Raw genomic sequence first — 16,357 nt, 5'->3', positions numbered from 1 at the left:
CGGTAACCAGGGCGATACGGTTACCTTGTATAAAGGGGCAAGTGTCATGGGTACCGGTACCGTCGATGTTGACGGTAACTGGGCGGTCGATCTGACCGCTAACCTGGCAACCGGGGCCAATGACCTGACCGCTAAATATACCGATATTGCGGGTAATATCAGTGATGCATCTGATGCACTGACGGTAACCTACGATGGTGCGATAACAACACCGCAGAATATCGATCTTATTACGGTTGATGATTCGGGTTCTTCTGCTACTGACAATATTACCAAGGTGACTTCGCCGATCTTTACCGGCGTGAATGGTGTGCCGGGTGATACGGTTACTTTGTACGATACCGATGGCACGACTGTGTTGGGTACCGACGTGATTGCGGCGGACAAAACCTGGTCGATCACTGTTGCCGATATGGCAGAAGGTGATCATACGGTTAAAGCGGTTTATAGCGATATTGCTGGAAACGAAAGTGCAACCCCACGGGAATTGAACCTAACCATCGATACCACGATGGCTGCTCCGACGGCGCTGGATCTTAAAACCACATCGGACCTGGGTGCTGATGACAGCGATAATCTGACGTCTGATGTTACACCTACTATTACAGGTAGCGGTGGTACGCCGGGTGATACCGTTAAACTCTATGGTGATGATGGTACGACTGTTGTCGCCACAGCCACTGTTGCCGCAGATGGTACATGGGCTGCAACCCCGACAACCCGACTTGCCAATGGTAGTCACGATCTGACCGCGACCTATACCGATAAAGCGGGTAACGTCAGCGATCCGTCACCGGCGATTACGGTAACGATCGATGACTTTGTGCCGGATAAACCGATTACTCCAGATCTGGCTGCCAGCTCAGATAGCGGTGATTCCGATACCGATAACCTGACCAACGATAATACACCTCTGATCATTGGTAACGGTGGTGTCGAGGGCGATACAGTTAAACTGTACCGCGCAAATGTCTTCCTGGGCTCTGCGCTGGTGCAGGCTGATGGCAGTTGGGAAGTTGAGAGTGCCCTGCTGGCGGATGCAGTACATAACTTAACTGCCCGTTATGTATCCCCAGCCGGTGGTGTCAGCCCGGTTTCCGATGCGCTGGTGGTCACTGTTGATACGAAGATTTCCACGGCGAATGCACCGGGTTTAACCGGAGCCTCTGATACTGGTACTTCAAGTACCGATGATATTACGACAGATACCACACCAACGGTGAGTGGTATTGCAAACGGTGCGGGCCGAAAGGCGGGCGACACTGTTACCTTGTATGACACCGATGGCACAACAGTACTAGGTACTACCACGCTTGCGGCGAACATGACCTGGAGTATCACTTCTACAGAGCTGACTGAAGATGTTCATGATCTGACCATTCGGTACTCTGATGCAGCGGGTAATGTGAGTGATCCGTCACCGGCGCTGGAAGTGGATATTGATCTGAGTATTCCTACGCCAACCAATCTGGATCTGGAAGCCAGCACTGATACCGGTACTTCTGATACCGATGATCTGACTAAAGATACAACTCCGACCATTAGTGGTGATGGCGGTGAAGAAGGCGATAAGGTCACTATTTACGATACCGATGGGGTAACTGCGAAAGGTACGGCTGTTGTTGCGGCCGATGGTACCTGGTCTGTGACCACCTCGGCACTGACTCACGGTGAGCATACCCTGACTGCTAAGTTCTCCGATGCGGCAGGCAATGTCAGCCCGGCATCTGTGGCGATCGATATCAATATCGATACCGTGGCGGCAGCACCGGCGGATATGGATCTGCTGGCCAGCTCCGATATGGGTATCTCCGATAGCGATAACCTGACCAACGATACCACCCCGACATTCGCCGGAACCGGCGGTGTGCCGGGCGATACTGTTACTCTGTACAAGAAAGATGCGACTACCGCTATAGGTTCTGCGGTGGTAGATGCCGATGGCAACTGGGAAGTTACCGCAACCTCTGAATTAGCCGAGGGCAGTCAGCGGGTGTACTCTCGCTATACCGATGTGGCAGGCAATACCAGTGCCTGGAAATTCACCACGGTTAATATCGATACTACCTTGGTGCCCAACGGTATTCCGGTGCCGGATCTGTATGTAACATCCGATAGCGGTAGCTCTAACTCCGATGACCTGACCAACGATACAACGCCAACCTTGCGCGGTACTGGTGGTCGCTATCAGGACGTTGTTTACCTGTATACCGATGATGGAGAAACATTGCTGGGCCACACTACTGTGGCATCTAATGGTGTCTGGACCTATACCCCGACTGAACCGATGGCTGACGGTGATTACACCATTAAGGCCACTTACGGTGATAATGCCGGTAACCAGTCGGGTCTGTCTGATCCGCTGAATATTACTATCGATACCACTATTGTTAAGCCTGCAACCCCTGATCTGGAAGCCGGCTCCGACTCCGGTGATTTCGATAATGACGATATCACTAATGTACTGCGCCCTACGATTACAGGCAGTGGCGGTAATGAAGGTGAGATCGTCACCCTCTATAAAGGTACGACCAATATGGGTACCGGTACCGTCGATGTCGATGGTAACTGGTCGGTGGATCTGAACCGAAACCTGACTAGCGGTGACAATGACCTGACCGCCACCTATAAAGATGCGGCGGGTAATATCAGTGAGAAATCTGATGCTCTGACTGTCACTCTGGATGTCACCATTGCGACACCGCAGAATATCGATCTGATCGCTGCGGATGATTCTGGCAGCTCAGCCACCGATAACATCACCAATATAACCACTCCGACCTTCACCGGCATCAACGGTGTACCGGGTGATACGGTGAGTCTGTACGACACCGATGGTACAACCCTGCTGGGCACTGGTACCGTTAATGGCGATGGTACCTGGAGTGTCACTACGCCGGATCTGAGCGAAGGTGATCACACCATAAAAGCTAAGTACAGTGATATCGCGGGTAACGAAAGTACCACACCGCGCAGCCTGAATATCACCGTCGATACCACGGCGACTGCGCCGCTGACGCCTGATCTGCATGCGACTTCAGATAAGGGCGACTCTAATACCGATGACTACACCAGCGACAATACGCCGCTGATCACCGGTACGGGTGGTAACTACCTGGATACGGTGACCCTGTACGATACCGATGGCACTACCGTGCTGGGTACCGGCACTGTCAACTCGGCCGGTAACTGGACCGTAACCAGTACCGTGCTGACCGATGGACAGCATGATCTGACCGCCAAATACACTGACCGTGCAGGTAATACCAGTGCAGCCTCGACTGAGCTGACTATTGATATTGATACCCGGATTCCGTCTGCGCCTCCGCTGCCGGATCTGGTTGTAACCTCCGATAGCGGTGATTCCGGTAGTGATGATCTGACTAACGATAACACCCCTGAAATTAGCGGTGGCGGCGGTGTTGAAGGCGATACAGTTACCCTTTACAAGGGCAATGTCGCGCTGGGAACCGGACTGGTTGATGCTTCCGGTAACTGGACGGTTACCAGTTCTGAGCTGCCCGATGGCGTGAACAACCTGACCGCTAAATTTACCTCACCTGCAGGTGCTGAAGGTGCAGCATCACCGGTACTGGCCGTGACGGTTGATACGGTTGCACTGAAACCGCCGGTACCAAATCTGGTGACTGCATCGGATACAGGTACGTCGAATACCGATGACCTGACCAAAACTCAGACCCCGGATATCAGCGGTACCGGAGGTAAGTTTGGTGATACCGTCACCTTGTACGCGGATGATGGTGTAACGCCTATCGGCAGTACCACCGTTGCCTCAAATGGCACCTGGACCATTACCAGTGATACTTTGCTGGAAGGTGTTCACAATCTGACCACCAAATACAGTGATCCGGCGGGTAATGAGAGTGAGGCATCCGACCCACTGACCGTTACCGTGGATCTGACTATTCCGGTGCCAACTAACCTGGATCTGGATAGCCCATCTGATACGGGTGATTCCGACACCGATAACCTGACAAAGACCACCACGCCGATCATTAATGGTGACGGTGGTACCGAAGGGGATACGGTTAAACTGTACGCGACCAACGGTACGACAGTGCTGGGTACCGGTACTGTTGATGCCGACGGCAACTGGTCGGTAACCAGTTCAACGCTGGCTCATGGCCCACACAGCCTGACCGCTAAGTTCTTCGATGCTGCGGGTAACGAGAGTGCGACACCGTCTGCAGCATTGGATGTAACCGTGGATACGGTGATCGGTAAGCCGGTGCTGGATCTGGTTGCCAGCTCTGATAGCGGCGATCTGGATACCGATAATCTGACCAATGATGACACACCGACCTTCGCTGGAACCGGCGTAGCAGGTGATACCATCACCCTTTATGCGAACGATAAAACCACGGTGCTGGGCACTGCTGATGTCGATGTTGATGGTAACTGGAGTGTGACGTCTGACCAGGTACCTGAGGGCACCCAGTACTTCTACGCCAAATATAGCGACCCTGCCGGCAACGTCGGTGGTTGGTCAGCTCGTTTTGCGGCGGTGATTGATACGACTATTGAAACGCCGAATCTGCCGGATCTGGTGAATGCATCGGATAGCGGTATTGATACCGACGATAATATTACCAACGATACTACGCCAAGAATCTTTGGTACCGGAGGTAAATACAGAGATATTGCCAAGCTTTATGAAGGTGATACCTATCTGGGCGAATACGTTATCAACAGTAGCGGCAATTGGGCGGTAACAACGCCTGAGCTGAGCGATGGCAATCATGATCTGACGGTCAAGTTCTTTGATAAGGCGGGTAACGAAAGTGCCGCGTCTGAAACGTTGTCGATCAATGTCGACAGTACCGCACCGGTATTAAGCATTGCGACCGATAAGAGCGTTTTGAAGGCCGGTGAAACCACCAATGTAACCTTCACCTTTGATGAGGTGCCTTACGGCTTCACTGCAGCTGATGTTGCTCTGGAAAATGGTTCTATCGATGGCATTGCAGCAACGGTTGATCCGTTAGTTTTCACAGCAGTATATACCCCAGCAAATAATATTGAGAATGCAGCGTCGGCGATTACCGTCGCAAATAACAAGTATACCGATGTGGCAGGTAACCTGGGCACCGGTGATACGGTTGATCTGGATCTGGATACTAAAGCGCCAACGGTGGCCATCACCAGCGATGACAGTGGTCTGGTCTCCGGTGAAACCGCCACCCTGACCTTTACCTTCAGTGAAGCGCCAACGGACTTTACTGAGACTGATATCAGTATCGAATCTGGTGGTTTGAGTAATTTTGCTGTCAGTGATACTGATCCGAAAGTATACACTGCGACCTACACGCCGCAGGATGAACATATCGATACGGCAATGAATATCAGTGTGGCTGGCGCAGGCTTTACCGATAGTTATGGTAATACCGGTGTCGACGGGGTGTTGGATCTGTCGATCTATACCAAGATTCCTGAAGCGCCGGAAGTCCTGCTAGCCAATGATGCCGGTGACTCGGCGATAGACTTGATTTCGAAAGATGCGACTTTGCAACTGAATGGCCTGGCACCGGGGGCTACCATTGAATACAGCACCGATGGCAGCAACTGGAGCAGTACATTCACGCCGGTGGCAAACAGCGATAATACGGTTTACGTGCGTCAGAGTTTGCAGGGCAACACCAGCCCGGCCAGTGCCGCGCTAGACTTTTATTACGATACCACTGTACCGACGGTTACAGTCGATGCTGCGGCAACGACCCTGAAAGCCGGCGAAACGACAGAGGTGACCTTTACCTTCAGTGAAGATCCATACGGCTTTGAAACCGGGGATATTACACTGGACTCAGGTGCCATCAGTGACCTGCAGGCCACTGGCGATCCGAAAGTATGGACCGCAACTTATACGCCTGACACTGATGTTACCGACAGTTCGATGGTGATTCGGGTAACCAACGGCAGCTTTACCGATCTGGCGGGTAACCAGGGCACCTCCAATACTGATGCGATCGATGTCGATACCGATATTCCGAATCCGCCAGTGGTATCTCTAACGGCCGATACCGGCAGCAGTAACAGCGATAAGATAACCAAAGATGGCCGTATCTCCCTGACCGGCATTGAGCCGGGTACCACAGTAGAGTACAGCACCGATGGTGGCAGCACCTGGACCAGTAGTTTCACTGCAACAGAGGGTGAAAACAACGTACAGGTACGTCAGACCGATGCGAAGGGCAATGTTAGCCCAGCCAGTAACGAGCTGACCTTCACCTATGATCTGACCAAGCCAACACTGGAGATCAGCAGTGCAGATGCCGAGCTGAAAGCGGGTGAAACCACTACCGTAACCTTCAGTTTCAGTGAACCTGTGGATGGCTTCACTCTGTCCGATGTCTCTGTGGAGAGTGGGGCGCTGAGTAATCTGACGCCTAATGGGGATAACACCGCTTATACTGCGACTTATACCCCGGCTGCTAACCGCACTGATGCGGCGATGAATATCACCGTGGCTAACAACAAGTACTTTGATCTGGCCGCTAATCTGGGTACCGGCGACAATCATACTTTGTCGATCGATACCGAAGCGCCGAATGCGCCGACCGTCAATCCGATCAGCAGTGCCAATGCTACGCCGGTGATCAGCGGTACCGCTGATCCTGATACCACCGTTACCGTAGAAGTTGGTGGCGCAACGTATTCCGTTACCCCGGACCCCGACGGTAACTGGAGCCTGGATACCGCCACAGCAACACCGGATAGCGGTACTTTTGCGCCAGACCTGAATGGTCCAAACGAGGTGGCTGTCACTAGTACCGATAGCGCCGGTAATCCTATAGGTGATACCACCAGCGGCGAGCTGGTATTGGATACTACGACACCGACTCTGGCTATAACCAGCGATGTCAGCGCAGTGAAAGCGGGTGAAACCGCTGAGATCACCTTTACCTTCAGTGAAGTGCCAAGTGGCTTCGTGAAGGGGGATATCAACGTTGAAGCCGGCACCCTGGGTATTCTCACCGCAACCGGTGATCCTAAGGTGTTTACGGCCACCTATACGCCGACCACGAATACCGAGCTGGCGGCGGCGAACATCACCGTGGCTAACGATAAGTACACCGATGCGGTGGGTAATCTGGGTAGCGGTGACAGTGCCGATCTGGCCGTTGATACCAAACTGCCGAACCTGACCATCACCAGTGATATGAGTAAGCTCACCGGTGGTGATACCGCCACCCTGACCTTTAGTTTCGATGAGTTGCCGGTTGGCTTTGCCGCTGAAGATATCAGTGTTGAGTCCGGCACGATCAGCAATCTGGCAGTGACTGGCGATGCAAAAGTGTATACCGCCACCTATACACCGGCAGAGACGACTACCGATGCAGCAATGCTGGTATCTGTAGCCAACAGCACCTTCACCGATGCCGCAGGTAACCCTAACCCGGTCAGCAGTCTTAACCTTGATGTTGATACTGAGGCGCCTACGAAGCCAGCACCACTTGATCTGAGTAACATCGGTACCGATGGTGAAACTAACGATACCACGCCAACCTTTACAGGCACGGACGGTAACCCGGGCGATACCGTAAAAGTTTACGGTAACGGCGGTGAAGTCATCGCAACCGGTACGGTAAATCCGGATGGCACCTGGTCAGTGACACCGACCACTCCACTAGGGGAAGGTGATCATGGTGTGACCGCAACCTTTACCGACCCGGATGGCAACGAAAGTGATCCGTCGGATCCGATTCCGGTTACGGTAACTGTTGATACGACTAATCCGCCTGCGCCTTCCAGCATAACTCTGGATCCAGCGTCGGATACCGGTGACCAGGATGGTGTAACAGAAGATGATACCCCAACCTTTACCGGTACCGGTGAGCCAGGCCATACGGTGACCTTGTACGATACCGATGGTACAACACCGATCGGTACAGCGGTTGTTGATGGCGATGGTAACTGGGCTGTGACAGCAGATCGTCTGGATGCCGGTGTGTATCAGGTTAAAGCCAGCTTTACTGACCCTGCCGGTAATGAGGGGCCGCAATCACCTACCGCTTCGGTAGAGATCCTGTATACCGGCCCGACTCTGGATATCACCAGTGATAAGGATATGATCCTGGCCGGTGATACCGCCGAGATCACCTTTACCTTCAGTGAGGCGCCAACCGGCTTTGCGCTGGCTGATGTAGTGGTTGAAAACGGTACCCTGGGTAGCCTGACCGCCACCGGTGATCCGAAGGTTTATACCGCGACCTATACGCCACCGATCGATACAGAAACCACCGGTGTCAGCATCAGTGTTGCTGATGATCTGTATACCGCTGGTGGTGAAGATGGCCGTGGCGACAGCTACGCGCTGGATCTGGATACTAAGGTTCCTACCCTGGCGATCAGCAGCGATGTCAGCACCCTGAGTGGTGGTGATAGCGCAACCCTGACCTTTACCTTTGATGAGGTACCGGTTGGCTTTGCTGCAGAGGACATCAGTGTTGAGTCTGGCAGCATCAGCAACCTGTCGATCACGGGTGATCCGAAGGTTTATACAGCAACCTACACCCCTGCTGCTGACACTACCGATGGCGCCATGAATATCGCCGTTACTGACAGTGTTTATCAGGATGCTGCGGGCAATAACGGCCTGGGTCACAGCATTAATCTGGATGTTGATACCGAGGCACCGAATAAGCCAGCACCGGTTGATCTGACCAATGTTGGCACCGATGGTGAAACCAACGACACGACACCGGAACTGACCGGAAGTGGCGCGACACCGGGAGAAACGATTACTGTTTACGGTAATGGCGGTGAAGTACTGGGTACTGCGACGGTTGATCCGGACGGTAACTGGTCCGTAACACCGACGACACCGCTGAGTGAAGGTGATCATGATATCACCACCACTTCGACCGATCCTGCGGGTAACGAGAGTAATCCGTCTGATCCGGTCACGCTGACGGTTGATACCTCAGCGCCGGATGCGCCGGCGAATATCACCCTTGATCCAGCCTCCGATACCGGTGCGCAGGATAAAACCACGGAAGACGATACCCCGACCTTCACAGGCACCGGTGGTACGCCGGGCGATACTGTCACGCTATACGATACCGATGGCACTACTGTGATTGGAACCGGTACAGTAGATCCGGATGGTAACTGGTCGGTGACTACCGATCCGCTGACCGCCGAAGCCCACCAGGTGAAGGCGAGCTTTACCGATCCTGCGGGTAATGAAAGTCCGTTGTCTCCGGTTGAAACGGTCACGGTTGTCTACTTTGGACCGCAGCTGAGCATCACCACTGACAGTGCAGTATTGAAAGCCGGAGAGAGCACTCAGGTAACCTTTACTTTCAGTGAGGCACCAAACGGGTTTGGTCTTAACGATGTGGTACTGGAGTCCGGCTCGTTGGATGCCTTTACGGCAACGTCTGATCCGCTGGTATTCACTGCTAATTACACTCCTGCTGTTGCTACCGAAGATGGTGCTGTCACCATCACTGTGGCCGATGGCGTATACACCAATGACGAGGCGTATCCGGGTAATGGCGATGAAGTGTCTATCGCTGTTGACACTAAATTGCCGGCACTGACCATCAGTGCCGACCAGACCGATCTGGCGATAGGTGAAACGGCGACAATCAGCTTTACCTTTGATGAGGTGCCAAGCGGCTTTGATGTTACCGATGTGACGGTTGAATCCGGTACCCTGACCGGACTGGCGGCTACCGTCGATCCGAAGGTCTATACCGCAACCTATACCCCTGCGGTGGATAACACTGATCCGACCATGGCGATCTCGGTTGCCGATAATCTGTTCAGTGATGCTGCAGGTAACCTGGGCACCGGCGACAATCTGGATCTGAATGTTGATACTCAGGCGCCGAATAAGCCGCTGCCGGTCGATCTGGCAGCAGGCTCTGATCTGGGCGACTCCTCTACCGATGATGTAACGGCTGATAATACGCCGGAGCTGACCGGCAGCGGCGGTACGCCAGGTGATACGGTTACCTTGTACGCCGATGGCCAGGAGATCGGCACCGCCCTGGTGGATGGTTCCGGTAACTGGAGCTTTACTCCTACAACACCATTGGCAGAAGGTGAGTTGGCGATTACGGCCACTTATACCGATCCGACCGGTAACCCAAGTGATGAATCTGATCCGTTGGTTATCACCATTGACAGCACCGGTCCGTCTGCACCAACTAACCTGGATCTTGATCCGGGCTCCGACTCCGATGCCCGTGACTATATTACCAGCGTGAATACCCCGGACTTTACCGGCACCGGTGGTACGCCGGGTGATACGGTGACCTTGTACGATACGGATGGCACTACTGTGCTGGGCACCGGTGAAGTTCAACCGGATGGCAGCTGGTCGGTTACTACCGATGTGATGGTGCCAGGTGTACACAATGTGACGGCAACCTTCAGCGATGCTGCGGGTAATGAAAGCGCCCCTTCAGGCTCGTTGATCACTACTATTCTGGGCACCGGCCAGGTGGGCGCACCGGTATTGAGTGGTGATACCGCTAATACCGATCAGAACACCCCGGTCACTCTGAATGTTTTGAGCAATGACTACGATCCGGAAGGTGATAGCCTGACAATTACCGAGATTGAAGGTCAGGCGGTGAATGTTGGTGACACTGTTGTCTTGGCGGATGGTTCCGGTAGTGCAACACTGAATGCCGACAGTACTATTACGTTTGATCCAACCACTGATTTCAGTGGTATTGCGGATATTCAATACACTGCTACCGACGGTGTGGATAGCACTTCAGCCCATGCTATGGTGGGTGTATCTACCGAAGTTACTTTCTATGAAGATCGTGGCTACGTAGTGGCTAGTGCCGATGTCAGTACGGGGGTTGAATACACAGGCATTACTGTTACCGCACTCAATTTCAATGAAGATGATGGCCTGACAAATGATGGTGTTGCCGTAAATATCGGCGATACCATCAGCCGTGCAGATATCGAAGCCGGTAAACTGGTATTCAATTCAAAGACTAATGCGTATGGCAACGATTATGCGGCATTTGAGTTTGATGTGAATCGTGCTGGAGATCCGGTCAATATCCTGGCTGGTAATACCTCAGTTAATTATACCATTGAGAACACAGCCACTACTGGACTGCTGGATGTCACTAACTACCTGATTCAAAACGATAGTAACTTTGGTCCTGCTGGTACCGTATCCCACGATATCAATATTGTCCCTGAAACCGGTACGGTGAACGAAGCTTATCTGGCTCAGGGTGAGGTGTTCTTTGACGGTATCCAGACTACCTGGACGGCCGCCGAGAAAACGGCTATCGATACCTGGGTAAAAGATGGCGGAGTACTGATCTCTAATAACTATCATCAGAGTTTTGACCCGATCTCTACCTATTATGGTCTGCCGGCGACAACCTCAACTCTAGATACTCAGACGATCGCTGCAGATGGCGCTGATCACGCCATTATCAATGGTCCGTTCGGCCAGGTGGGTGTCGCAGGTGACAGCCTTACTTCATCCAACACCGGCTACTTTAACAGCGCCGATGTCCAGGCTGGCGATATTGTGCTGATGGAGCACACAAACGGCCACCCGACTATGATCCTTCGTGAAGTGGGCGAAGGTCATGTTCTGTTTGTAGCCGGTTATGCCTCCTTTATGGCTGGAGCCGCGAATACCGATGTGGACACACCGGAAGAGAAGCTGATTGGTAATATCTTTGCCTGGGCTACCGATCAGGCGGGTGAGAGTGGTCCGGATAAGCCGGATACCATTGCCAACGAGATCAGCTTCAACATTCTGCCATTGGATGATGTACCGACTGTGGTGGGCGACACTGCACGTACGACTGCAGATACGCCGGTCATAATCGATGTGCTGGCTAATGACAGTGACGCGACTGGTCAACCGCTGACAATTACCCACATCGATGGTCAGACTGTGAATAGTGGTGATACGGTTAATCTGAGTGATGGCAGCGGTACCGCCACGTTAAATGCCAACAGCACTATTACCTATGCTGCAGCCGATGGCCATACAGGTCCAGCCTATATAGATTACACCGTGACTAACGGCAGTGATCAGAATGATGCAACCGCGGTCGTGAATGTTGATAAGACACTGACGATGGTGGAGGACAGTACTCAGGTTCTTACTGCATCTGACTTTGCACAGAGCGGTGACTGGATCTCGGTAACCGTTGATACCCAGACGTTGCCAGCAGGCGCCAGTCTGACCTTAGACGGGGTAGCCGTAGCTGATGGTCAACTGATCACTAAAGCAGATATCGAAGCCGGTAAGTTGCACTTCAACCCTGCTGATGATGAAAACGGCACGGGTTATGCGGATTTCACCTACAGCCTGAAACCGCAGTACAACATTAACCTGCTGGAGGGTAACGACAACGCCTGGGATCTGACCGGCGGAAATATGAATGGTCTGAAAAACACTGTTCTGAACGGTTTTGGCAGTGATGGTGTTGTAACGGATGAAATTACCATTATTCCAGCCCAGGATACGATTGATGCCGCTTATCTGGCGCAGGGTGATGTGCTGTTTAATGGCTATATCACAGATACCGAATGGTCTGCGAGCGACCTGGATAACCTGAATACCTGGGTTAATGATGGCGGCGTGATAATTACGACGGCAGAAACGGCTTCTCTGGATGCGATATCAGATTACTACGGTTTGACGCTGTCTACCGCCAGTGTTGTGAAAACGGCAACAATCGTGGATGCCGGTCATAGTATTATGAACGGACCGTTCGGCAGCGTTGGCGCTGTGGGAGATACTATTACAAGTTCTTCCAGTGTACCTGGCTTTAGTGACGGTGTTCTGGAAACCGATCTGGTGTTAACTACTAACGGTGACGGCCTGCCAAGCACCATCCTGCGTCAGGTAGGCAGTGGCTGGGTGCTGATCACGCCTGATCTACATACGTTGTATAACGTAGATAGTGATGCGAACCTGTCTGAAACAGCTAATGAAATACTGGCCGGCAATATTATGGCCTGGGCTGCCGAACAGGCAACTGAAGCTAAGCCGGATGCTATCGAAGGCCAGATCACCATCGATGTAACACCGCTGAACGATGCGCCGGATGCGCAGTTGGATACAGCGCTGACGCCAATGGATACGGCGAAAGTGATCGATATTCTGGCTAATGACAGTGATGCAGAAGGGGATACCCTGAGCATCACTATGATCGATGGTCAGGCGATCAATACCGGTCAGACAGTAACCCTGACCGATGGCAGCGGTAGTGTCACCCTGAACGCTGACAATACGGTAACCTTCGATCCGACTACCGGTTTCAGCGGTACGACCGATGTTGATTATGTGATCAGCGATGGCACTGGCTCTGCCGATGCCAGTATCGCGATTGCGGTGCCGGCCGAAGTGCAATTGGATGAAAACAGCTTCTACCGGGTACAGGTCAGTGACTTTACCGCTGATCCGGACTTTACCCAGTTGACCATCACCGACCTGAACCTGCCAGTGGGCTCAACCCTGACCAATAATGGTGTCGCGGTTAATAACGGTGATGTCATCACCAAAGCGGATATCGAATCCGGCAAGGTTGTGTTTACCCCGGCAACGGATAACAGCGGCGATGATTTTGCCGACATCAGTTTTGATCTGCAGCTGGCCCATGCGCAGAATATTCTTACCGGTACGACTATCACAACTAGCTGGTCGATCTTGCCGGAAGGTAGCAGCAGCACTATGGCCAATACTCAGGCCATCATTCATGACGCTGATAACTTTGGCGCTGATGGCACGGTACAGACTGATATCAACGTGATTGGTGCGCAAACCACCGTGGATGCCGAGTACCTGGCCCAGGGCAATGTATTATTTAGCGGATATACATCAAATGCCAGCTGGTCAGCGGCAGAGCTGGATGAGCTGGAGCTCTGGGTTAACGATGGTGGCGTACTGATCTCCACCAATAACGCTGCAGGTTACGATAATGTTGCGACCCGTTACGGCTTGAGCTTAAGTACTGTTGTCGATAGCGGTTATCAGATTTCGGATACTGATAATGCAATTGTTAATGGTGCTTTTGGTAGTGCAGGTGAGTTGGGAGAAACTATTGTCACCGATAAAGGCATGTACTTCAGTAGCGGAGTACTAGAAACCGATAAGGTGATTTTACAAACTGAAAATGGTAATCCGGCGGCCATTTTGCGTCAGCAGGGTGAAGGTTACGTCCTGTTTGTTGCCGATGTGCATCTGTTCCGTGACGGTGCAGGTACTGCCGGGGTTATTGATACGGCCAATGATAAACTGGTCGCTAATATGTTTGCCTGGGCGGTGGATCAGGGCTATACCGAGCATGCGACGTCGGTATCCAGTCAGCTGATCTTCGATGTCAACCCTGCTAATGAAGCACCGGTTGTGGTGGGTGATTTTGCCAGTACCGATGTGGCAACGGCGGTGACTATTGCGCCGCTGGCTAATGACAGTGACGCTGAAAATAACAGCCTGACAATCAGTACAATCGATGGCCAGGCCATTGCCAGCGGTGAAACGATCACACTAACCGATGGCAGCGGTACGGCCACTCTGAATGCCAACGGTACAGTAACCGTCACCCCGGGTGCTGATACCAGTGGCCCTGTCTACATCGATTACACCGCTAATGATGGTTCTCAGGACAGCGAAGTCGCGACCATGGTTGTGTCTGTTGCAAACCATGCGGAGTTTGCCGAGGATACTACCTATACGCTGACCAGCAGTGAAATATTTGGTGAGCGGGATTATACCGAGATTACTGTTTCCACGGTTGATCTGACCGAAGGTGGTCAGCTGTTGCTGGATGGGGTTGCGGTCAGTGTTGGCGATACCATCACTAAGGCGGATATCGATGCTGGCAAGCTGACTTTCAGCGGTGATGAAAACGAATTTGGCGATGATTATGCTGGCTTTACCTACAGCGTTAATCCGCGTTACGACGTGGGTTTGCTGAATGGCCATACTACCTCTTCCAACCTCTGGAGTATTAACGATACTACGACCAGTGCCGGCAATCTGGATCCGCTCAATGCCGTAGTCGCTAACAGTGAGACTGAGTTCTCAACTTCTGGTTATACCGCTGGGCTTGATCTGGTGGGCTCTCAGAACACTATCGATCAGGCTTACCTTGGTCAGGGCTCTATCTTCTTTGACTCGGTGGTTGCTGCGACTTCATGGACCGCCGGGGAAGTTGCCCTGGTAGATAGCTGGGTGAATGATGGCGGCATCCTGCTGACCCAGAGCGATAGTACGGCATATAATGCCCTGCCGGCTCATTATGGTCTGACTTTTGTGCAGACCAACGTGGATACCATGACCATTGAGGATGCCAGCCATCCAATTATGGATGGCCCATACGGAGCCGTAGGTGCACAAGGCGATACCTTTGACACCTCTAACACGGGTTACTTCAGCGGGGTGTTGGAGAGCGATATCGTACTGGCCACCACCGGTGAGCCAACTCAGGCCACCATGCTATTGCGTCAGGTGGGTGAAGGCTGGGTGTTGTTCAGTGCTGACAGTAATCAGTTCCACCAAAATTTTGGTGATGGCGATAGCACTCTGGATGAAACCGCCAATGAGAAGCTGGTGGCCAATATTATGGCCTGGGCGATGGATACGCAGCTGAAGAATCCTCCGGCCAGTGTCAGTGGCGAGGTGATCTTTGATATCACACCGGTGGATGATGCACCGATCGTGGTTGCCGATACCGTTACTACATCCGGTCCTGGACCGGTCACCGTTGCGGTACTGGAAAATGATACAGACCTGGAAGGCGGCGATCTGTCGGTAGTTAAAGTCGACGGCCAGATCGTTAATCCGGGTGAAACTGTTACCCTGAGCAACGGTAGCGGTACCGTAACCCTGAACCCGGATCAGAGCGTTACCTACACGCCTGATCCTGATTACAACGGTATTAACTATATCGAAATCAGCGTCGGAGATGGCGGTGGTAGCACCGACTCCATCCTGGCGGTGGCGGTAGCTGAGCAGGTAGAAACACCTGAAGATACTGCTTATGCCCTGACCTCTGCCGATATTGTCGGTGATGCCGACTATACCAGCGTTGCTGTTAAGACGCTGGATCTGCCCGCGGGTGCCAGCCTGAGTCTGGACGGGGTTGTGCTTAATATCGGTGATACCCTGACTAAGGCTCAGGTTGAATCCGGTTTACTGATGTTTACGCCGGCAGCGAATGAAAACGGTGATGATTATGCCGGTGCTACCTTTACGGTAACTCCGAATACTTCCATTGGCGTGTTGGCGGGTAACAGTGCCGGTGCTTCCTACAATGTTGATAATACTAACCCGGGATCAGGCACTACGGGCTTCCGGTCTATTATTAACAATAGCGATAATTTCAGT

The 16,357-nt window shown here is 52.6% G+C and carries 1 protein-coding gene (only partly in view); it reads left to right on the top strand.

Window positions 1-16,357 carry part of the coding region annotated (locus EHS89_RS09860; RefSeq protein WP_124925987.1) for a putative Ig domain-containing protein on the top strand (this coding region is incomplete at its 3' end). Its footprint runs off both ends of the window (12,839 nt to the left, 13,804 nt to the right), so 16,357 of the 43,000 annotated nt are shown.

This window comes from Amphritea balenae (genome assembly GCF_003858655.1).
Taxonomy (GTDB): domain Bacteria; phylum Pseudomonadota; class Gammaproteobacteria; order Pseudomonadales; family Balneatricaceae; genus Amphritea; species Amphritea balenae.
The sequence above is the reverse complement of the archived record's forward strand: the minus strand, read 5'-3'. Positions and strand labels throughout refer to the sequence as shown.